This is a genomic window from Sphingomonas benefaciens (assembly GCF_052907485.1).
On sequence record NZ_JBREIC010000001.1, the window covers coordinates 1,532,298 to 1,553,306 of the forward strand.

Annotated in this window: 23 protein-coding genes; 12 read left to right on the plus strand and 11 right to left on the minus strand. The window is 67.3% G+C overall.

All coding sequences use genetic code 11. From position 1 onward, the window contains the following. Positions 1–7 precede the first annotated feature (7 nt). Genes ACU5AX_RS07455 through rpiB form a run of 5 tightly spaced genes read right to left on the minus strand, consistent with a single transcriptional unit; the run spans position 8 to position 3,130 of the window. A complete protein-coding gene (locus ACU5AX_RS07455) occupies positions 8–721 on the minus strand; it encodes an RNA methyltransferase (RefSeq protein ID WP_446690270.1) in 714 nt (237 codons plus the stop codon). Further along, a complete protein-coding gene (gene nrdR / locus ACU5AX_RS07460; protein ID WP_198351962.1) occupies positions 718–1,182 on the minus strand; it encodes a transcriptional regulator NrdR in 465 nt (154 codons plus the stop codon). The genes ACU5AX_RS07455 and nrdR overlap by 4 nt, the downstream gene beginning before the upstream one ends. A gap of 18 nt (positions 1,183–1,200) precedes the next feature. Continuing rightward, positions 1,201–1,377, minus strand: coding sequence for a hypothetical protein (locus ACU5AX_RS07465; RefSeq protein WP_198351961.1), 177 nt, complete (start codon positions 1,375–1,377; stop codon positions 1,201–1,203). A 3-nt stretch (positions 1,378–1,380) separates the two neighbouring features. Next, positions 1,381–2,691: a serine hydroxymethyltransferase gene (glyA, locus tag ACU5AX_RS07470; protein WP_446690271.1), complete on the minus strand. Its 1,311-nt coding sequence runs from the start codon at positions 2,689–2,691 to the stop codon at positions 1,381–1,383. Between the two features lie 4 nt (positions 2,692–2,695). Beyond that, positions 2,696–3,130: a ribose 5-phosphate isomerase B gene (rpiB, locus tag ACU5AX_RS07475; RefSeq protein ID WP_446690272.1), complete on the minus strand. Its 435-nt coding sequence runs from the start codon at positions 3,128–3,130 to the stop codon at positions 2,696–2,698. A 137-nt stretch (positions 3,131–3,267) separates the two neighbouring features. Between rpiB and ACU5AX_RS07480 the strand changes: the two genes are divergently transcribed. After that, a complete protein-coding gene (locus ACU5AX_RS07480; protein WP_446690273.1) occupies positions 3,268–3,780 on the plus strand; it encodes a DUF3429 domain-containing protein in 513 nt (170 codons plus the stop codon). Between the two features lie 4 nt (positions 3,781–3,784). On the opposite strand, the gene hemA is transcribed toward ACU5AX_RS07480, so the two are convergent. Together hemA and murI are read right to left on the minus strand one after the other, a co-directional pair. Continuing rightward, positions 3,785–5,059 carry a 5-aminolevulinate synthase gene (gene hemA / locus ACU5AX_RS07485; protein ID WP_446690274.1) on the minus strand — a complete coding sequence of 425 codons (1,275 nt, stop codon included), beginning with the start codon at positions 5,057–5,059 and terminating at the stop codon, positions 3,785–3,787. A 97-nt stretch (positions 5,060–5,156) separates the two neighbouring features. After that, positions 5,157–5,951, minus strand: a complete 795-nt coding sequence (gene murI, locus ACU5AX_RS07490) for a glutamate racemase (RefSeq protein WP_446690487.1) — start codon at positions 5,949–5,951, stop codon at positions 5,157–5,159. 179 nt (positions 5,952–6,130) lie between these two features. Between murI and plsY the strand changes: the two genes are divergently transcribed. Then, entirely contained in the window at positions 6,131–6,739 is a 609-nt protein-coding gene (gene plsY / locus ACU5AX_RS07495; protein ID WP_446690275.1) for a glycerol-3-phosphate 1-O-acyltransferase PlsY, read from the plus strand. A gap of 12 nt (positions 6,740–6,751) precedes the next feature. Continuing rightward, complete coding sequence (gene dprA / locus ACU5AX_RS07500) at positions 6,752–7,825, plus strand: DNA-processing protein DprA (RefSeq protein WP_446690276.1); 1,074 nt, start codon at positions 6,752–6,754, stop codon at positions 7,823–7,825. Between the two features lie 556 nt (positions 7,826–8,381). Here the strand turns inward: dprA and ACU5AX_RS07505 are convergent. Further along, complete coding sequence (locus ACU5AX_RS07505) at positions 8,382–8,948, minus strand: hypothetical protein (RefSeq protein ID WP_446690277.1); 567 nt, start codon at positions 8,946–8,948, stop codon at positions 8,382–8,384. A gap of 281 nt (positions 8,949–9,229) precedes the next feature. After that, positions 9,230–9,898 carry a TMEM175 family protein gene (locus ACU5AX_RS07510; protein ID WP_446690279.1) on the minus strand — a complete coding sequence of 223 codons (669 nt, stop codon included), beginning with the start codon at positions 9,896–9,898 and terminating at the stop codon, positions 9,230–9,232. Positions 9,899–9,978: 80 nt separating this feature from the next. Between ACU5AX_RS07510 and topA the strand changes: the two genes are divergently transcribed. Next, complete coding sequence (gene topA, locus ACU5AX_RS07515) at positions 9,979–12,534, plus strand: type I DNA topoisomerase (RefSeq protein WP_446690280.1); 2,556 nt, start codon at positions 9,979–9,981, stop codon at positions 12,532–12,534. A 201-nt stretch (positions 12,535–12,735) separates the two neighbouring features. Here the strand turns inward: topA and ACU5AX_RS07520 are convergent, their stop codons facing one another. Next, positions 12,736–13,032: an SEL1-like repeat protein gene (locus tag ACU5AX_RS07520; RefSeq protein WP_198351953.1), complete on the minus strand. Its 297-nt coding sequence runs from the start codon at positions 13,030–13,032 to the stop codon at positions 12,736–12,738. Positions 13,033–13,111: 79 nt separating this feature from the next. Further along, positions 13,112–13,957: a pantoate--beta-alanine ligase gene (panC, locus tag ACU5AX_RS07525; protein ID WP_446690281.1), complete on the minus strand. Its 846-nt coding sequence runs from the start codon at positions 13,955–13,957 to the stop codon at positions 13,112–13,114. Between the two features lie 74 nt (positions 13,958–14,031). Between panC and ACU5AX_RS07530 the strand changes: the two genes are divergently transcribed. From ACU5AX_RS07530 to ACU5AX_RS07565, 8 genes are all read left to right on the plus strand, one after another. Further along, complete coding sequence (locus tag ACU5AX_RS07530; protein ID WP_446690282.1) at positions 14,032–14,856, plus strand: division plane positioning ATPase MipZ; 825 nt, start codon at positions 14,032–14,034, stop codon at positions 14,854–14,856. Further along, positions 14,853–15,104 (plus strand): J domain-containing protein, encoded by a 252-nt coding sequence (locus tag ACU5AX_RS07535; RefSeq protein WP_198351950.1) that lies wholly within the window; start codon positions 14,853–14,855, stop codon positions 15,102–15,104. Before ACU5AX_RS07530 ends, ACU5AX_RS07535 begins: the two co-directional genes overlap by 4 nt. Before the next feature lie 28 nt (positions 15,105–15,132). Continuing rightward, positions 15,133–16,506, plus strand: coding sequence for a phosphoglucomutase/phosphomannomutase PgmG (gene pgmG, locus ACU5AX_RS07540; RefSeq protein WP_446690283.1), 1,374 nt, complete (start codon positions 15,133–15,135; stop codon positions 16,504–16,506). A gap of 32 nt (positions 16,507–16,538) precedes the next feature. After that, complete coding sequence (locus tag ACU5AX_RS07545; protein WP_446690284.1) at positions 16,539–17,003, plus strand: PH domain-containing protein; 465 nt, start codon at positions 16,539–16,541, stop codon at positions 17,001–17,003. A 176-nt stretch (positions 17,004–17,179) separates the two neighbouring features. Next, a complete protein-coding gene (locus ACU5AX_RS07550; protein WP_446690285.1) occupies positions 17,180–17,938 on the plus strand; it encodes an exonuclease domain-containing protein in 759 nt (252 codons plus the stop codon). Between the two features lie 76 nt (positions 17,939–18,014). Beyond that, entirely contained in the window at positions 18,015–19,523 is a 1,509-nt protein-coding gene (locus tag ACU5AX_RS07555; protein WP_446690286.1) for a sensor histidine kinase, read from the plus strand. Continuing rightward, complete coding sequence (locus ACU5AX_RS07560; RefSeq protein ID WP_198351946.1) at positions 19,520–19,966, plus strand: response regulator; 447 nt, start codon at positions 19,520–19,522, stop codon at positions 19,964–19,966. The genes ACU5AX_RS07555 and ACU5AX_RS07560 overlap by 4 nt, the downstream gene beginning before the upstream one ends. Then, the gene (locus ACU5AX_RS07565; protein WP_446690287.1) at positions 19,963–20,997 is read left to right on the plus strand and encodes a response regulator; all 1,035 of its coding nucleotides are present in this window, start codon (positions 19,963–19,965) and stop codon (positions 20,995–20,997) included. Before ACU5AX_RS07560 ends, ACU5AX_RS07565 begins: the two co-directional genes overlap by 4 nt. Positions 20,998–21,009 lie beyond the last annotated feature (12 nt).

Here is a 21,009-nt window from a genome sequence, read left to right on the forward strand (position 1 = left end):
TGGGCGCCTACCGCTCCCGCGGCCGCGCCAGCGTCGACAGCACGCCGCGCAGGGTGCGGATCTCCTGGCTCGACCAGCCCGGCTTGGTCAGCAAGGTGCGCAGCGTCCGCTTGGTTGCGGGCGTGCGATCCGGCGGGAAGAAATAACCGGCATGGTCCAGCATCTCCTCCAGCTGGCCGATCATGCCATCCAGCTCGATTTGCGGCGCGACATCGGGCAGCTCGACCTGGGGCGGCTGCGCCAATCCCTGCCCCTTGGACCATTCGTAGGCGCAGAGGATCACCGCCTGGGCAAGATTGAGGCTGCCGAATTCCGGGTTGATCGGCACGGTCAGGATCGTCCGCGCCACCGCGACGTCGTCCGTTTCCAGACCCGACCGTTCGGGCCCGAACAGGAAAGCGGAGCGGCCGGCCTCAGCATGGATCGCCCGCGCCGCTTCCTCGGGCGTGACGACCGGCTTGGTGACGCCGCGCTTGCGCACCGTCGTCGCATAGACATGCGCGCAATCGGCGACGGCATCGGCGACCGTGTCGAACACCTTCGCCCGCTCCAACACCACGTCGGAGCCGCTCGCCGCCGGCCCGGCATTGGGGTTGGGCCACCCGTCGCGCGGCGCTACCAGCCGCATTTCGGTCAGGCCGAAGTTCAGCATCGCCCGGGCCGCCTTGCCGATATTCTCGCCGAGCTGCGGCCGCACCAGGATGATGACGGGCTGGCTCACGAGTCGCGCCCCGCCTGTTCGACGCTGCCGGCAAATTCCTCGAAGTCCCGAGCTTCGCTGAAGTCACGATAAACGCTGGCGAAGCGGATATAGGCGACGGAATCGAGTCCCTTGAGACCTTCCATCACCATCTCGCCGATCCGCTTCGACGACACCTCGCCGTCACCCGCCGTTTCCAACTGGCGCTGGATGCCGCTGACCAGCTTCTCAATCCGTACCGGGTCGATCGGCCGCTTGCGGGTCGCGATCGCGACCGAGCGGAGCAGTTTCTCACGGTCGAACGGCTCGCGCCGGTTCTCGCTCTTCAGCACCCACAATTCGCGCAGCTGGATGCGTTCGAAGGTGGTGAAGCGTGCGGCGCAGCCTTCGCACTGGCGCCGACGGCGGATCGCCGCCCCATCTTCGGTGGGGCGGCTGTCCTTTACCTGGCTGTCTTCATGGCCGCAAAATGGGCATCGCATGTCGGGTCGTTCGTGCCCTTAGATCTTGTTGCGGCGTGCATAAGCGACGCCAGCGCCGACGATCGCGCCGAACACCGGGCCGACGAACGGCACGGGGATCGCCACCACCGCGCCGATCGCGCCGTACTTGGCCATCTTCTTGCCCAGGCCCGGGGTGTGCTTGACGGTATCCTGGACCTCTTCGATCTTCGACATGGCTTATCCTTCGTAGATGGGGAAGCGTGCGCAGAGCGCGCGCACGCGGCTCCGAACGTTCGCCTCGACCTCCGGGTCCCCCGCCTCGCCCTTCTGCGCCAGGCCGTCGAGCACGTCGGCGACCATATGGCCGATCTCGCGGAACTCGGCCGGGCCGAAACCGCGCGTCGTGCCGGCGGGCGAGCCGACGCGGATGCCGCTGGTCTTGACCGGCGGCAGCGGGTCGTTGGGGATGCCGTTCTTGTTGCAGGTGATGCCGGCACGTTCCAGCGCCTCATCGGCGTCCTTGCCGGTGATGCCGAGAGGACGCAGGTCGATCAGCGCCAGATGCGTGTCGGTGCCGCCGGCGATGACGTCGGCACCGCGCTCCTTCAGCGTCGCGGCCAGCACCTTGGCATTCTCCACCACCGCGGCGATGTAGGTCTTGTATTCGGGCTGCAGCGCCTCGCCGAACGCCACCGCCTTGGCAGCGACGACATGCATCAGCGGCCCGCCCTGCAGGCCCGGGAACACCGCCGAGTTGATCTTCTTCGCGATCGCCTCGTCGTCGGTCATGATCATGCCGCCGCGCGGACCACGCAGCGTCTTGTGGGTCGTCGTGGTGACGACATGCGCATGGCCGAACGGCGTCGGATGCAGGCCGGCGGCGACGATGCCGGCGAAATGCGCCATGTCGACCATGAAATAGGCGCCGACCTTGTCCGCGATCGCACGGAAGCGCGCGAAGTCGATGACGCGCGGATAGGCGCTGCCACCGGCGATGATCAGCTTCGGCTGATGCTCGATCGCCAGCGCCTCGACCTGGTCGTAATCGATCAGGTGGGTCACCGGATCGACGCCATATTTAACGGCGTTGAACCACTTGCCGCTCATCGCCGCACGCGCGCCATGGGTCAGGTGACCGCCGGCATCCAGGCTCATGCCGAGGATCGTGTCACCCGGCTTGACCAGCGCCAGCATCACCGCGCCGTTCGCCTGCGCGCCCGAATGCGGCTGGACGTTGGCGAACTGGCAGCCGAAGATCTGCTTGGCGCGCTCGATCGCCAGCGTCTCGACTTCGTCCGACGGCGCGCACCCCTGGTAATAGCGCTTGCCCGGATAGCCTTCGGCATATTTGTTGGTGAATACCGAACCCTGCGCCTCGAGCACGGCGCGGCTGACGATGTTTTCCGACGCGATCAGTTCGATCTGCGTCTGCTCGCGGGTCAGTTCGTGGGTGACGCCGGCGAACACCGCTGGATCGGCATCGGCCAGACCACGGGTAAAGAAACCGTCGGCGCGGATCGCATCGGTATGGACAGGCTGGGTGCTCATCGGGTCAATCCTTTCGCGACAATTTGTCGACGCGGTGCTGGTGACGGCCGCCCTGGAAATCGGCGGACAGGAAGGCATCGACGCAGGCCTTGGCCATCTCCTCGCCGATCAGGCGCGCGCCCATTGCAATGGCGTTGGCGTCGTTGTGAGTTCGAGCCAGTCGTGCGGACAGCGGCTCCGAGACCAAGGCGCAGCGGCAGGCGGGATTGCGGTTGGCGGCGATCATGATGCCGATGCCGGAACCGCAGAGCGCGATCCCCCGCTCGACCCGCCCGTCGGCCAGCGCTTCGGCAATGGCGAAGCCATAATCCGGATAGTCGACGCTGGCGGCACCGTCGGTACCGAGATCGAGCACCTCGTGACCCGCCGAACGGACGTGATCGGCGAGCGCCGCTTTCAGCGCAACGGCGGCATGATCGGAAGCAAGGGCAATGCGCAAGGCGTATGGCGTCCCGACAAAGGATGAATGCGGCGGCCTTAGCCCTGCACGGCGGGGATTTCCACCTCTGGAATGCGCTTCGTCGCGCCCATGCCGGTCACGAGGGAACGTTAGCGTACGCCCACGGTTGGCGGCGCATGAACTTTGATCCGGATCAGTCGCGGGCGCCGCCCACGCCAGTGGCGCCCGCCCTTCCGACGCATGGCATCGGCCAGATCGGCGAGTCGCCGTTGATCCTCGGCTATGCCGGACTGCTCCCGCAGATCGCCGCGACCGCAGTGTCGGCGCTCGATCCGGCCAGCGACATCGGTCCGCTCTTTGCCTTCGGCTATGCCGCGCTGATCCTGAGCTTCCTCGGTGGCATCTGGTGGGGATTCGCGATGTGCCGTCAGTCTGCCGGCCAGGGGCGGCTGGCGATGATCGCGGTGGTGCCGCCAATCCTGACCGCCTTCGTCATCCTGCTTGCGATCAGCCGGGTCGTGCCCACCGATCTGGCGCTGGTGCTGTTGGGGTCGGGCGTGCTGCTGACCCTGCTGGTCGATCGCCGGCTTGCCGATGCGGGCATCGCGCCGGCCGGCTGGATGGCCATGCGCGTGCCCTTGTCGATCGGACTGGGCGTGCTGACGATCGTCTGCGGCTTCCTCGACTGAGCCGTCAGGCCGCCTTGCGCAGGTCGAGGCGGCCCCAGATCTCGACCAGCGCGCCGGCCAGTTCCCGCATCATCGCCTCGTCGTGGCTCGGCCCCGGCGTGAAGCGCAGCCGTTCGGTACCGCGCGGCACCGTCGGATAATTGATCGGCTGGACGTAGACGCCATATTCGGCGAGCAGGATGTCGCTGATCGCCTTGGCCTTGACCGGATCGCCGACTAGCACCGGCACGATATGCGTCTCGCCCAGCATCACCGGCAGACCGGCCTCGCTGAGCATCGCCTTCAGCATCGACGCCGCCGCCTGCTGCCCCTCGCGCTCGACGCTCGACGCCTTGAGGTGGCGGACGCTGGCGAGCACGCCGGCGACAAGCACGGGCGACAGCGAGGTGGTGAAGATGAAGCCCGGCGCGTAGGAGCGGATCACGTCGACGATCGTGCGGTCGGCGGCGATATAGCCGCCCATCACGCCGAACGCCTTGCCCAGCGTCCCCTCGATGATCGTCAGCCGGTGCGCGACGCCATCGCGTTCGGAAATGCCGCCGCCGCGCTCCCCGTACATGCCGACCGCATGCACTTCGTCGAGATAGGTCAGCGCATTGTATTTGTCGGCGAGGTCGCAGATCGCCGCGATCGGCGCGACGTCGGCCTCCATCGAATAGACGCTCTCGAACGCGATCAGCTTGGGCACCGACGGATCCTCGGCCGCCAGCAGTTCCTCGAGATGGGCAAGGTCGTTGTGGCGGAAGATCCGCTTCTCGCACCCGGCATTGCGGATGCCGGCGATCATCGAGGCGTGATTGAGCTCGTCGGAGAAGATCACGCAGCCCGGCAGGATCTTCGCCATGGTCGACAGCGTCGCCTCGTTGGAGACGTAGCCGCTGGTGAACAGCAGCGCCGCTTCCTTGCCGTGCAGATCGGCGAGTTCCGACTCAAGATCAACGTGGTAATGGGTGTTGCCGCCGATGTTGCGGGTGCCGCCAGAGCCGGCACCAACGTCGTGCAGAGCTTCTTCCATCGCCGCGATCACCTTGGGATGCTGGCCCATGGCGAGATAGTCGTTGGAGCACCAGACGGTGATCGGTTTTGGCCCGTTATGCCCGGCGAAGCATCGCGCATTGGGGAACATGCCCTTGTTGCGCAGGATGTCGATGAAGACACGGTAGCGGCCTTCCGCATGCAACCGGTCGATCGCCTGGGTGAAGACGCGCGAATAGTCGACGCGCGCGTCACCGGCGGAGCGGGGGATGACCGGATGGGTCACGAGGCCGTCGCTGTTCATGGAGAACCGATGTAACCTTCGCAACGCTCCCATGCCAGTGGAGAAAAGCACTGACCGTCATCGACGGCTTGGACAAATTGTCCCAGCCTTCCCGCGTTTAAAGCTGCTCCGCCGCACCGAAGCCGTGGCGGGCGAGCCCGTTCGCGATCGCCTGTTCGCGCGCACCGACATGCGTGAAGACGAGCCGCGCCAGTCCGGCGGCGGCGGGCCAATCCTGCCCCTCGGTCAGCGTGGCGATGCGCCGCGCGATGCCGCGGCCGCCATCGACGAAGCGTACCCCCGGAGGCGCCACCGCCGCCATCGCGGTCTCCAGCAGTGGGAAATGCGTGCAGGCGTTGACGATCACGTCGATCGCCGCGCCGCCGGGCTGGCCGAACAGACCAGCCAGTTCCCCGGCCAGCGCCTGGGGCGACGGCAGCGTTCCCGCAAGCGCCGCCTCGGCCAGATCGACCAGCCGTGCCGAGCCGTGACGGAGCACCAGGCAATCGGCGGCGAAGCGTGCGGCGAGATCGTCGACATAGGGTTGGCGCACGGTCGCTTCCGTGCCCAGCACGCCGATGACGCGCGTTGTGCTGAGCGCGGCGGCGGGCTTGATCGCCGGGACCGTACCGACCACCGGCAGGTCGAGCGCGGCACGCACCGCCGGCAGGGCGATCGTCGAGGCGGTGTTGCAGGCGATCACCACCAGTCGCGGGCGATAGCGTTCGACCAGCCGGCCGAGCAGCGCCGGCACGCGGGCCGCGATCTCGCTTTCCGTCTTGATGCCATAGGGAAAGCCCGCGGAATCGGCGGCGTAGACGATCGGCGCACGGGGCAGCAGCGCCTGCGCCGGACGGACCACCGACAGGCCCCCCACCCCCGAATCGAAAAACAGGATCGGCCGCGCGTCCATCGCGGTCGCCATAGAAGCGCGGCGTCCACCTGGCAAAGCCCGGCAAGTACGGACCGCATCCTTCGCATCGCGGCATGGGCCAGCCGTGACCGCCCGAAATTCCGCGAACCGACCCACGCGATCGATGTTGTGGTCAATCCCGATCGGCCCCGCTATCATGCGGAACGGAAGGGGGCCGTTTGCAGACCGACATTCTCTGGATCGCGCCGACGCTCGCGCTGGTGATCGGCTATTTGCTCGGCTCGATCCCGTTTGGCGTGATCCTGACGCGGATCGGCGGGGCGGGCGACCTGCGCCAGATCGGCTCGGGCAATATCGGCGCGACCAACGTGTTGCGCACCGGCCGCAAGGGACTCGCGGCGGCGACGCTGCTGCTCGATCTGCTGAAAGGGGCCGTCGCGGTCTGGCTGATCGCCTGGCTGTTCCTGGGCAATGAGCCGGTCGCCGCGGCCGCCGCTTTCATCGGCCATTGCTATCCGGTGTGGCTGCGCTTCCGCGGCGGCAAGGGGGTAGCGACGCTGATGGGCATCGTGCTGGCCCTCCACTGGCCGATCGGGCTGCTCTATGCCGTCGTCTGGCTCGGCCTGCTGGCCCTGATCAGGATCTCGTCGGTCGCCGGCATGGCCGCGGCCGTCGCGGCGCCGGTCGGCGCCGCGGTGTTCGGGCGGTTCGACCTGGTCATGCTGCTGCTCGCACTCGCCGCGATCGTGCTGTGGAAGCACCGCGAGAATATCGAGCGGCTGGCGACGGGGACGGAGCCGCGCATCGGCGGCGACAAACGCGACTGAACCGAGGCGGTCGTGGCAGACCCCGTCCTCGACCATCTACGCTTGATCCGCACGCCGGGAGTCGGTCCCGTCACCTACCGCCAGTTGATCGCGCGCTTCGCCGATCCTGCCGCGGCGCTGGCGGCGCTGCCGATGCTGGCGCGGCGCGGTGGCGGGCAGGCGCCACGCATTCCCGATCCGGCGGTCGTGGCGCAGGAGATCGCCACCGTCGACCGGCTCGGCGCGCGGCACCTGTTCCTCGGCGACGCCGACTATCCGCCTTTGCTCGCCGAACTGGACAGCGCCCCGCCGGTGCTGATCGTGCGGGGCGACATCGCCCTCGCCCGCCGTGCCTGCGTCGCGATCGTCGGCGCCCGCAATGCGTCGGCCGCCGCGTGTCGCTTCGCGCGCGGGCTGGCGCACGATCTTGTGGCGGAGGGCGTGACGATCGTCTCCGGCCTGGCGCGCGGCATCGACACCGCCGCCCATGCCGGCGCGATGCCGCACACCATCGGGGTCATCGCCAGCGGCATCGATATCGCCTTCCCGCCGGAAAACGCCGCCTTGCAGGAAAGCGTCGCACTGCGGTCCTTGCTGATCGCCGAGCAACCGCCCGGTGCGCAGCCGCTCGCCCGCCACTTCCCCTCCCGCAACCGGATCATCGCGGCTCTCGCGATCGGCACCGTGGTGGTGGAGGCGGCGCCCAGGTCCGGGTCGCTGATCACCGCCCGCCTCGCCAATGAGGCGGGCCGGGAGGTGATGGCGGTGCCTGGCAGCCCGCTCGACCCGCGTGCGCAGGGGTGCAACCTGTTGATCCGCGAAGGCGCGACGCTGATCCAGACCGCCGCCGACGTGCTCGAACAGATCCGCCCGATCGACCCGCGCAGCGTCCGTGCGCTCGCCACGCCGTTCGAGGCGCCGCCGCCCGCCGATGCCTCCGATCGCGAGCGCGCCAGGGTAACGGCGCTGCTCGGCCCTGTACCGGTGCCGGTCGACGAACTGATCCGCCAGTCAGACCTCGCCCCCGCGGTGGTACAGACGATATTGCTGGAACTGGAACTCGCCGGTCGGCTCGAGCGCCATGCCGGCGGCCGCGTCAGCGGGTAGCAGCCGCGCGAGTCTTGACAGAATTGACGCCTGAACGGGCTATCTTCGACCCCGCTGGCGAACGATTGCTGCGTCACCACCGAATGGTCTCGGCACTCGCACTTCTCGATTCGTGCGAAAGCCGTCATCATCGATGAGAAAGAGCGACAGCGCCCCACACGCCTGCCGGATCATAGCGTTTCGAACCTTTGTAGGACAGCGATTGTCCTGCGTGCGGGAGGGGGTGTTCGGTGATGGGTCTTCTGCCGAGCTGATCCTTTGCGGGCGCTGTTGCCGTTAAATCGACCATGACGCCCAGGCGGTCGCCGGCGCCCGACCCCGGTCGAGCAGGCTGGTGATCGGGGCTACCCGAGACTGCCGTTCATTATGCGCGATCTTGCCCGTTTCTCCGTCTCCAACATGCCGTTTCGCGAAAGAGCAATCGGGGAGAGCTTTTGGGAAAGCAGGTGCCGCGGACGACCGTCGTCGTTGTCGGCCCGGACGACTCTCCCGCGATGGGTTCGTTTTTGCGAAACCTCATCAACCGACATCGCCCAACCATCGCCGTTCCTGCTGGCTAGGGAAGGTAACGATAGAGCAACAGGCTCAACCGGACCGCTCCGACCACCACCGTATTGCGGAATTGCGCTGAGCGGAAAAATGACCGCTCCGTCCAAGTTAATTCCGACAGCGTTGGGGTTCTACCAGTGACGAGCCACGGATGCTGCTCGGCGAGACCGCGAGCCAGCTTGCGAGTGAAACTTGGACCAGAAACCCAAGCGCGATATTTCTCTACCGTTGACTTGGCAGCTTCTTCTACATCACGCCGAAATATAACTTCGTCAGTAAGATACTGCTTAATTTCTCCGAGATTTTGATCGATGACGGTGAGGAGGCAGGTCGGTGCATTGCAAGAAAGACCATAATCCTCAAAAATTTTCGATATAGTCGGCGGAGAATAGTCGTGCAGCTTCACTTTGGGGTGTGCGGGATGCTGAAGCGTGACGGTGTAGTCCGCTTCGCCTCGAAACGCCGTATATGTAGCAACGACGCCATCTTTTAATATGGCAGCCGACAGTGCGCCAGCGTGCTCGGTCTGGCAATAGAGTAACGACCATCCACGCGATGACACCAGCTCGGACATTGGGCGAGGGGCATCTGCGAGGGAAAGGGTCCTCATCGTCGACATAGTAGCCGACGATCGTGAACACTTTCTGTCAATTGTGTTTATCGCTTATTACCGTTCGCGACGGCAGAGAGCTTCTCGTTTGCCGACCTCCGACGGGCTTGAGAAGCCATACAGCTTCTCATTTACCATTCTTTTCGGGAAAGGCGGGGCCGCGCTGGGTGGGCGATCGCCATCGGCGTTTCCGTAAGCGGTCTTTCCGCTTCCCCGGACGCGGACACCCAGTCTCCCCAGCCGACTTACCCCCGGCGCCGCCCGGCATATCGTCCGACCAGCGCGGAGATCAGCGGGCTGCCGATCATCAGCACGGCGAGTGCCGCCATCCAGGTCACCATGCCCCCGGCGAAGGCGGCGAGGCCGATCAGGATCGGGATCCAGCTGCGTCGCAGGAAGGGAGCGAGATCCTCCACGGTCATGCCGTGGTCGAGCAGCGCCGGATTTTTGATGATGCTGCGGATCAGCAGGCGATTGAGCAGGCCGAGCAGGATCAGCCAGCCGGTGTAGAAGCCGATGCCGACGCGCAGCTGGACGTATTCGCTGATGATCGCGGTCGGGAACGGCATGAACGCGACGCCGAGCAGCAGGAAGAGGTTGACCGAGACCAGCCTTTTGTCCGCCGCCTTGAGCAAGCCCATCACCTCGTGGTGCGCCAGCCAGAACCGGCCGAGAACAAGGAAGCTGACCAGGAAGCCGACGTAATTGGGGATCAGGTCGAGCAGCGCCTGGCCGAGCTGCGGCCCGGTCGGGTGATGCAGCGCGGGCAGCTTCACCTCGACCACCAGCAGAGTCATGGCGATGGCAAAGACCGCGTCGGAAAAGAAGGTCAGCCGCTCCAGCTGCGCGCGGTCGTGCCCTTCGCGGGTGCCGCCGTCGATCACGACTTGCGCCGCCGGCGCCAAAATCCCCACATCCGTCCAGCCCCCTGTTGACAGTGGCCGCGCCGGCTTTCCACCCTCGCGCGTACACGCAAGGACCTTATACGACCGTCATGCAACTCGTCATCGTCGAATCGCCCGCCAAGGCGAAGACCATCGAAAAGTACCTCGGTGCGGACTATCGCGTCCTCGCCTCCTACGGCCACGTTCGGGACCTGCCGGCGAAAGACGGCAGCGTCGATCCCGACGCGGGCTTCGCGATGGAATGGGAGAATTACGCCGACAAGACGCGCCAGCTGAAGGCGATCGCCGACGAGGCGAAGCATGCCGACCGCCTGATCCTGGCGACCGACCCCGATCGCGAGGGCGAGGCGATCAGCTGGCACGTGCAGGAGGTGCTGCGCGCCAAGAAGGCGCTCCCCAAGGACGTGCAGCGAGTGACGTTCAACGCGATCACCAAGCCGGCGGTGACCGCAGCGATGGCCGCCCCGCGCGAACTCGATACCGACCTGATCGACGCCTACCGTGCCCGTCGCGCGCTCGACTATCTGGTCGGATTCACGCTGTCGCCGGTGCTGTGGCGCAAGCTGCCCGGCGCCAAGTCGGCGGGCCGCGTCCAGTCGGTGGCGCTGCGCCTGATCGTCGACCGCGAGCGCGAGATCGAGAAGTTCGTCGCGCAGGAATATTGGTCGGTGACCGCGCAGATGGAGCAGGACGGCACGCCGTTCACCGCACGGCTGGTGACGTGGAAGGGCCAGAAGCTCGACCGGCTGTCGATCGGCAATCAGGGCGACGCGCTCGCCGCCAAGGCGGATGTCGAGGCCGGCAAGTTCACCGTCCAGTCGGTCGAGACCAAGCCGGCGACGCGCAATCCGCCGCCGCCGTTCACCACCTCCACGCTCCAGCAGGAGGCGGCGCGCAAGCTCGGCTTCTCGGCCGACCATACGATGCGGATCGCCCAGGGCCTCTACGAGGACGGCGCGATCACGTATATGCGTACCGACGGCGTGCAGATGGACGGCAGCGCGATTTCCGCCGCGAGGAAGGCGATCGCCGACCGTTACGACGCCCATTACGTGCCGGATTCGCCGCGCCAATATCAGACCAAGGCCAAGAACGCGCAGGAAGCGCACGAGGCGATCCGGCCGACCGATTTCGGCAAGGACCGGGTCGGCGGCGGTGACCATGCACGCCTCTATGACCTGATCTGGAAGCGCGCGCTCGCCAGCCAGATGGCGTCCGCTCGGCTGGAGCGGACGACGGTCGAGATGGCCGACGGCACCGGTCGCAACGTGCTGCGCGCCACCGGTCAGGTGGTGATGTTCCCCGGCTTCCTTGCGCTCTACGAGGAAGGCACCGACGATTCGCAGGATGAGGAGGCGCGTCGCCTGCCCCGGCTGCGCGACGGCGACGCGCCCGCGAAGAAGGCCGTCGAGGCCGAACAGCATTTCACCCAGCCGCCGCCGCGTTTCTCCGAAGCGTCGCTGGTTAAGCGGATGGAGGAATTGGGCATCGGCCGCCCGTCGACCTATGCCTCGATCATCAAGACGCTGAAGGACCGCGGCTATGTCCGGGTCGAGAAGAACCGCTTCTTCGCCGAGGAAAGCGGCCGGCTAGTGACCGCCTTCCTCGAACGCTTCTTCGAGAAATATGTCGGCTTCGATTATACGGCCGAGCTGGAAGAGGAGCTGGACGACGTATCCGGCGGCCGTGCGCAATGGCAGGCCGTGCTGGAAGCCTTCTGGCGCGACTTCAAGCCGCGCACCGCCGAGGTGATGGAGCAGCAGCCGAGCGCGATCACCGCCGAACTCGACCAGTTCCTGGGCGACTATCTGTTTCCGGAAAAGGCGGACGGCTCCGACCCGCGGCTGTGCCCGAATTGCGGCGAGGGTCGGCTCGCGCTGCGCGGCGGCCGGTTCGGCGCGTTCATCGCCTGCTCCAATTACCCCGAGTGCAAATTCACCCGCCGCTTCGCCCAGGCTGGCGGCGCGGCAGGCGAGGATACGGGACCGGAAAACCTCGGTAAGGACCCGGCCACCGGTCTGGAGGTCGAGCGCAAGTCGGGGCGCTTCGGCCCCTATATCCAGCTCGGCGAGGGCAAGGAGGCAAAGCGCGCGTCGATCCCCAAGGATATCGGCGAGCTCGACCTCGAATGGGCGCTGAAGCTGCTCAGCCTGCCACGGACGATCGGCCAGCATCCGGAAACGGGCAAGGACATCACCGCCTCGATCGGCCGCTATGGCCCCTATCTCGCGCATGACGGCAAATATGCCCGGTTGCAGTCGACCGCCGAGGTGTTCGAGACCGGCATGAACGCCGCGGTCGCCAAGCTGGCTGATGCGGCGGCGGGCGGCGGCCGGCCGCAGCGCGGCGCGGCGCGGGCCCCGCTCAAGGAACTGGGCAAGCATCCGCGGACCGAAGCGGAGATCAAGCTGATGGAGGGGCGCTACGGCCCCTATGTCACCGACGGCACGACCAATGCGACGCTGCCCAAGTCGGTGACCCCCGATGCGCTGACGCTGGAGGAGGCGGCGCAGCTGATCGACGCGCGCGCGGCGGCGGCACCGCCCGCGAAGGGCAAGAAGAAGGCACCGGCCAAGAAGACGGCGGCGAAGGGCGCGGCAAAGCCTGCCGCGAAGAAGGCCCCGGCGAAGAAGAAGGCTGGATAACCACCATCCGTTATTCCCGCGCAGGCGGGAATCCAGAACCTCTGACCTCGCAGCAAGAGGCGCAACGGTAGCGCGTCTGGATTCCCACCTGCGCGGGAATGACAGTCTTTGGGATGTATCCCGCACACTCCATCATCCCGGCGAACGCCGCGAGAACGATAAAGGGTTCGTCCAGCGATGGGCGGTTGCAACCGTCGATGTTTACGCCGCGCGGCGCTGGGTCGTCCCGAGCCACGCGCGCGCCTGGCGCTGCGCCTCGGCGATCTCGCGGGCGGTCATGTCCTCGGCCACCTCGGTGCGCGCATCGGCGGCTTCGGCCAGACCGTACATCGCCGCCAGATTGAACCATTTATGCGCCTCGATCAGGTCGATCCCCGCCCCCGAGGTGCCGGTCGAATAGCAGACGCCCAGATCAAATAAGGCTTCGGGACGGCCGCTGGCCGCGTCCCGGAACCGACTTTCTAGAAGAAATTGCGCACTCTTGAGACTGTTGCCCATCGGTCACCCCTTTTATTCATGGGGTCACTGTGGGGCATCGCCTGCTACGAAATGGTTAACGCCAAAAGAACCATAATGATCAGCTATCCGCCTCGATAGCGATGTTGTCGATCAGGCGGGTCGATCCCATTCGTGCCGCCGCGAGCAGGCGGCGTGGACGGTCGGCGGCAGGGTCGGCGGCCAGCGTCTCGGCATCGGCGAGCGCGACATAATCGATCTCGAAGCCTGCTGCGACCAAGGCGGTCCGCGCTTCCGCCAGCGCCGTCTCGACATCGTCACCGCGGCCGATCGCGCGCGCCGCGACGCCCAGCGCGCGGGGCAGCGCCGTCGCCTTCGCCCGCTGCTCCTCGTCGAGATAGATGTTGCGCGAGGACAGGGCGAGGCCGTCGTCGTCGCGCTGCGTCGGCACCCCGACGATCTCGATGGGCAGGTCGAGATCGGCGACCAGGCGGCGGATCACGGCGAGCTGCTGGAAGTCCTTTTCGCCGAAATAGGCGGCGTCGGCACCGACCTGGTTGAACAATTTGGTGACGACGGTCGCGACGCCGTCGAAATGGCCGGGGCGCGCCGCCCCGTCGAAGCCGTCGCTGACCCCGGCGACGCTGACCGTGGTGGCGAAGCCGTCCGGATACATCACCTCGACCGGCGGCATCCAGAGCAGGTCGCAACCGGCGTCGGTCAACAGGCGCGAATCGGCCATTTCGCGACGGGGATAGCGGGCGAGGTCCTCGTTCGGGCCGAACTGCCGGGGATTGACGAAGATCGAGGCGACGACCTTGGTCCCCGGCCGCCGCGCCGCCTCGACCAGGGCGAGATGGCCGGCATGGAGCGCGCCCATCGTCGGGACGAGCGCGATTCGGCTGCCGTCGGCACGCCAGCCGGCGATCGCCTCGCGAAGGCCATTCAACTCCCGGACCGTCTGCACGCGCTTACCCCCTCGAACAATGAGCGCGCGGCTTCTATGAAGGGAGCAACCAACGATCAACAAGGAAGCGACCAGTGGCCGACGGCCCCCCTGTTCCTGCCCATTCCGGCTCTGGCCCGCATGTCATCGTCTTCGCCAATGAAAAGGGCGGCACGGGCAAGTCGACCACCGCCGTCCATGTCGCGATCGCGCTGGCGGCGAAGGGCGCGCGCGTCGCCTGTTTCGACCTTGACCATCGCCAGCGTACGGTCGGCCGCTATCTCGACAACCGCGCCGCGACGATGCGCCGTACCGGCAGCGAGCTGCCGATGCCGATCCACGACACCCATGACGGCGTCCATGAGGATGTGTTCGAGGAGAAGTGGCATCGACTCGCGGAGGGCGCGGATTTCCTGATCGTCGATACGCCGGGTCGCGACGATCATTTCGCCCGCACCGCCGCGGCGCTGTCCAACACCCTGGTCACGCCGATGAACGACAGTTTCGTCGACTTCGACCTGATCGGCCAGGTCGACCCGGAGACGTTCAACGTCACCCGGCCGAGCTTCTATTCCGAACTGATCTGGGACGCGCGCAAGCAGCGCGCGCGCGCCGACGGCACGCAGATCGACTGGGTGGTGCTGCGCAACCGCCTGCAGCATATCGAGGCGCGCAACATGCGCCGGGTCTCGGAGGCGCTCGCCCAGCTCGCCAAGCGCGTCGGCTTCCGCATCATCCCCGGTCTCGGCGAGCGCGTGATCTACCGCGAGATGTTCCCCGCCGGGCTAACCATGATCGATTCAAAGGAATTCGGCGCCATGGGCCTCGGCCATGTCGCCGCGCGCCAGGAATTGCGGGAGATGATGGCGGCGCTGCAATTGCCCGAACCGGCGTTGCCGCTGTTCGCGGACGCCTCGTGAAATGGCTGATCGCGCTGGCGGCGATCTGGCTCGCCTGGCGCTACCTGCGACCGGCGCCCAAGCCCAGGACGACGCCGGAACTGGCGGCGCGGCGACTGCTCGGAGTCGGCCACGATGCCGATGCGGCGACGATCCGCGCCGCGCACCGGCGACTGCTCGCCGAGGTTCACCCCGATCGCGGCGGTTCGGCCGAGGATGCGCGGCGCGCCAATGCCGCGCGCGACCTGCTGCTCGAGCGACTGTCTTGAGGGCCTCTGCCCTCCGGCCCGACCCGGCATGATCGACCGTCACGTCTTCGATCCCGCCATCCTGCGCGAATATGACGTGCGGGGCACGGTCGGGCGCAATCTCGGCCCGGCGGATGGCTATGCCGTCGGTCGCGGCTTCGCCACGCGCGTGCTGGCCGCAGGCGGGCGCACGATCGCGGTCGGACGCGACGGGCGGCTGACCTCGCCGGAGCTGGAACGCGCCCTGGTCGCGGGGCTGACGGACAGCGGCGCGGACGTGGTGCGGATCGGCGTCGGGCCGACGCCAATGCTCTATTTCGCCGAGGCGACGCTGGACGTCGATGCCGGCGTGCAGGTGACGGGCAGCCACAACCCTCCGGCGGACAATGGATTCAAGCTGGTGTTCCGCCACCGCTCCTTTTTCGGCGACGACGTGCAGGACCTCGCCCGCCTCGCCGCCAGCGGTGCCTGGCGCGCTGGCAGCGGCCGCGTCGAGGACGTGGATGTCATGGCCGACTATGTCGCGCGGCTGCGCGCCGGGCACCGCGGTGGCGCCTATCGGATCGGCTGGGACTGCGGCAACGGTGCCGCCGGACCGGTGGTCGAGCGGCTGACGCAAGATCTGCCCGGCGAGCATCACCTGCTCTACACGGACGTCGACGGCCGCTTCCCCCATCACCACCCCGACCCGACCGAGGAGGCGAACCTCGCCGACCTGCAGCGTCTGGTGCGTGACAAGAGGCTCGATTTCGGCATCGCCTTCGACGGCGACGGCGACCGCATCGGCGCGGTCGACGGCGAGGGTCGCGTGCTCTGGGGCGACCAGCTGCTCGCGCTGATCATGGCACCGGTGCTCGCCGCCTGCCCCGGCGCGACGGTGGTCGCCGACGTCAAATCCTCGCAATATCTGTTCGACCGGATCGCCGCCCTGGGCGGGCGGGCGGTGATGGGATCGACCGGCCACAGCCTGATGAAGGAGGCGATGATCGCGCACGATGCGCCGATCGCCGGAGAACTGTCCGGCCACATCTTCTTCCGCCACGGCTGGTACGGCTGCGACGACGCCATATATGCCGCGGTGCAGCTGATCGGCGCCCTCCACGATGCCGGCGTTTCGCTCACCGAGGCGCATGCGGCGATGCCGCAGCTGGTCAACACGCCCGACGTCCGCATCCCGGTCGATCCGACCCGCAAATGGGCGGTGGTCGACGAGGTCCGCGGCCGGCTGGAGGCACGCGGCGCGGAGCCGACGGCGATCGACGGCGTCCGGGTGGCCACCGAGGACGGCTGGTGGCTGCTGCGCGCCTCGAACACGCAGGACATGCTGACCCTGCGCGCCGAGGCGGCGGACCGGGCCGGGCTCGACCGGCTGCTCGCCGAGGTCGATGGCGAACTCGCCGCCAGCGGCGTCGTCCGCAATTGACAGGACGGACGCGTCCGATAGGCTCCGACCCCATGGTGGGGACCTATATCGCCGAGCGAGAGGTGGATGCTTTCCGGTCGAGCACCGGGCGCTGGCTGCTGGGCAGCTTCCTCGGCTGGATGACGATCCTCGCCTGCGTGATCGGCGTCGGGCTGGTGATCCTGGCGGTGCGCTGGCTGCAGAATATGGCGACCAGCTATGAGGTCACGGACCAGCGGCTGATCGTCCGGCGCGGGCTGGTGATGAAGTCGATCGACGAGATCGAATTGTACCGGATCAAGGACATCCGCGTCGATTACTCGTTGGTCAACCAGCTCACCGACATCGGCACGATCACCATTACCTCGACCGACCGGACCTCCGGCAACGCCCAGTTCGTGCTGCGCGACGTGCCCGCCGCCCGGGAACGGCGGGAGGGGATTCGTAAATTGGTCGACCGCGCGCGCCAGCGGCGCGGCGTGCGCGAACTGGACGTCGACGGCGAGGATTGGCGGTAGCGCGTTACTCCTCCCCGCTCGCGGGGAGGGGGACCAGCGAAGCTGGTGGAGGGGCATTTCCGCGAGCGCTGTGTCGCGGGGAGAGCCCCCTCCGTCAGCGCTGTCGCGCTGCCACCTCCCCGTACCGGGGAGGATAGGGCTGGCGATTTGCCCCCCGACAACCCATGTTGGACGCAATGCGTCCCACCCCTCAGATCATCCGCGTCATCGACCTCGAAACCACGGGCAGCGCGCCGCCCGCGCATGGCGTGTGCGAGATCGGCTGGCAGGACGTCGCGCTGCAGCCATCGGGTCGCTGGGAACTGGAAGGCGAAGGCGGCTCGATCCTGGTCAATCCCGGTCGCGCCATCCCGCCGATCACCCAGGCGATCCATCACATCCTCGACGAGGATGTCGCCGAGGCACCGTGGTGGCATGATGTGGCGCGGCGGGTGCTCGATCCCTATCCGCGGCGGGTCGCGCTGGCCGCCCACCGCGCCGATTTCGAGCAGCAATTCTGCACCGCCAATCTGACCCACGGCGCCGACTGGATCTGCACGTGGAAATGCGCGCTGCGGCTGTGGCCCGACTCGCCCAGTTTCTCCAACCAGGTGCTGCGCTACTGGCGCCGGCCGGACGGCCTCGACCAGCAGCGCGGCCTGCCCGTCCATCGCGCCTTTCCCGACGCCTATGTCACCGCCTTCCATCTGCGCGACCAGCTTAACGAGGCGAGTCTCGCGCAATTGCTGGAATGGTCGCGCGATCCCGGCCTGCTGCCGCGCGTCCGCTACGGCCCGCATCGCGGCAAGGAATGGCGCGAGCTGGATCATGAAAGCCTGATGGGTTTCCTGACCGACCGCGATCCCGACATCCGCTTCACCGCCAATGCGGAAATGGACCGGCGCAGCGGCGGCGGCCGGATCGGCCGGGCCAGCGCGCAGGACCTGCTGCTGTAGCGTGCGGTCGCCGGGTCAACCCAGGATAGGCCGACCCCGGCTAGGCAAGCCAGCAGCCCTGCCCTAAGCACGCCAAGTGCTGGCTACCATCCGCAACCGTTTCACCGTCTCGCAGGAACGCTTCGGCCGCGTCATGCTGTCGTTCCTGGCGATCGGCTTCCTCGCCCTGGTCGCAGCCGGGATCGCCGCGGCCTGGGCGACGGCGCGCAACCAGGATCATAGCCGGGCGATCGTCCATACCTATGACGTCGAACTGTCGATCGCGACCGCGCGCCGCCTGATCGAACAGGCGGAGGCGTCCCGCCGCGGCTATCTGCTTACCGCCAATCCCGAATATCGCGACGCCTATCGCCGCTGGTCTGTGCAGCTGCCGCAGGCGCTCGATCGTCTGCAGCGGCTGACCAGCGACAATCCCCGCCAGTGCGCGACCATGGCCGAGCTGCGCCGAATGCTCGGCGCGCTGTTCGCCCTGCGCTCCCAGTCGATCGCGCTGATCGAGCAGGGCCAGATGACCGAGGCGATGGTGCTGTTCCATCAGGAAGCCAGCGTCCGCCGCCTGACGATGATCCGCGCTGCGTTCGACCGAATGGCGACGGAGGAACGACGGCTGCTCGCGACCCGCGATGCGGCGCAGCGCGCCAGCCTGCGCACCTTCTACGTCATTCTCGCCGTCGCCGGCGTACTGCTGGTCCTGGTGATGCTCGCCTCGTTGCTGACCATGATGCGCTACACCCGCGATCTCGCCGCGTCGCGCGACGACCTGCGCCGGTTCAACGAGCATCTCGAGGAGACCGTGCAGGAGCGCACCGCCGACCTCAGCCGCGCCAATGAGGAAATCCAGCGCTTCGCCTATATCGTCAGCCACGATCTGCGCTCGCCATTGGTCAACGTGATGGGCTTCACCGCCGAACTGTCCGCCGCGACGACGCCGCTGGCCGAATTGATCGACCGGGCGGAGGCGGAATGCCCCGGCCTCGTCACCGAGGATGCACGACTGGCGGTCCGCGAGGACCTGCCGGAGGCGATCGGCTTCATCCGCGCCTCGACGCAGAAGATGGATCGGCTGATCAACGCCATCCTCAAACTGTCGCGGGAGGGCCGCCGCGTCATCGCGCCGGAGCGGATCGACCCGGTCGCGGTGGTCGAGGGGATCGAGGGATCGATCCGCCACGTGCTCGACGATCGCGGCGTGACGCTGACCATCGAGCGCCCGCTGCCGTCCCTCGTCACCGACCGCGTCGCGCTGGAACAGATCCTCTCCAACCTGATCGAGAACGCCTCCAAATATCTGCAACCCGGGCGGCCGGGTCGGATCGGCGTGGCGGGTGAGGAACGGCGCGGACGGGTGATCCTGTCGGTCACCGACAATGGCCGTGGCATCGATCCCCGTGATCACCAGCGGATCTTCGACCTGTTCCGCCGCTCCGGGCCGCAGGACCAGCCCGGCGAAGGCATCGGACTGGCGCACGTCCGCGCGCTCGCCTATCGCCTCGGCGGGACGATCGAGGTGGACAGCACGCTCGGCGAAGGCGCCACCTTCCGCCTTTCCCTCCCCAAGACCTTTGAAGTGCAGGACAGCAAATGAACGCCCACCAATCCGTCGGCATCGTCATGATCGAGGATGACGAAGGCCACGCCCGACTGATCGAAAAGAACATCCGCCGCGCCGGCATTCTGAACGAGATCAAGCATTTCACCGATGGCACCCAGGCGCTCGACTTTCTGTTCGAGGCGCCCGACGGGCCTGCCAAGAACGGCCCGGCGCTGGTCCTGCTCGACCTCAATCTTCCTGACATGAGCGGCACGGACATCCTGGCCAAGATCAAGGCCGAAGGCAGTCCGCTCAAGCGCACGCCGGTCGTCGTGCTGACCACCACCGACGACAAGGTCGAGATCCAGCGTTGCTACGACCTCGGCTGCAACGTCTACATCACCAAGCCGGTGAATTACGAAAGCTTCGCCCAAGCGATCCGCCAGCTCGGCCTGTTCCTGTCGGTGATCCAGGTCCCCGAGATCGAGGAACAGTGAGCACCGATCCCCGCGTCCTGTACATCGACGACGACGCCGGTATCCGGCGGTTGGCGGCGCGTGCCCTGGCGCGGCGCGGCTATCAGGTGACCCTGGCCGACGGCGGCGCGGAGGGTCTGGCGCTGGCGACGGCGGAGCCGTTCGACCTGGTCGCGGTCGATCATTACATGCCCGGGATGGACGGGCTGGAGACGCTGGCCAGGCTCGCCGCTTTGCCGTCGCCGCCGCCGGTCGTCTATGTCACCGGCTCGGACGAGGGACGGATCGCGGTCGCGGCGCTGAAAGCGGGCGCGGCCGACTATGTCGTGAAGACGGTCGGCGAGGATTTCTTCGACCTGCTCGCCGCCATCTTCGCCCAGGTGCTCGACGCCTCGCGACTGTCGCGGGAGAAGGCGCTCGCCGAGGAGGCGCTGCGCGCCAGCAATGCCCGGCTCGAGGCGCTGCTCGGCGAGGTCAACCACCGCGTCGCCAATTCGCTCCAGCTTGTCTCGGCGATGGTCCGGCTGCAGGCGAGCGGCGTCGCCGATCCCGCCGCGCGCGCCGCGCTGGAGGACACGCAACGCCGTATCGGCGCGATCGCGCAGGTGCACCGCCGCCTCTATTCGGCGAACGACGTCGAGAGCGTCGACATGCGTGACTATCTCGGCTCGCTGATCGAGGAATTGAGCGAAACCCTGTCGAGCGACAGCGCGCCGCACCGGCTGCGCCTCGCCGCCGACCCGATCCGGCTGCCGACCGACCGCGCCGTGTCGCTGGGCGTGATCGTCACCGAATTGGTCACCAACGCGTGCAAATATGCCTATCCGGGCAGCGGCGGCGAGGTGCGCGTCGCGCTGACGCGGCTGGACGACGCCTTCTTCCTGCTCGCGGTCGAGGATGACGGCTGCGGCATGCCGGCCGAGGCGGCGCCGAAGGGTACCGGGCTTGGCACGCGGATCATCCGCTCGATGGCGCAAAGCCTGCAGGCCGCCGTCGAATATGAGCCGTGCGAGCGCGGCGTCCGTGCGGTGCTGCGCGGGGCGGTCGGCTAGGCTCCGGCCACC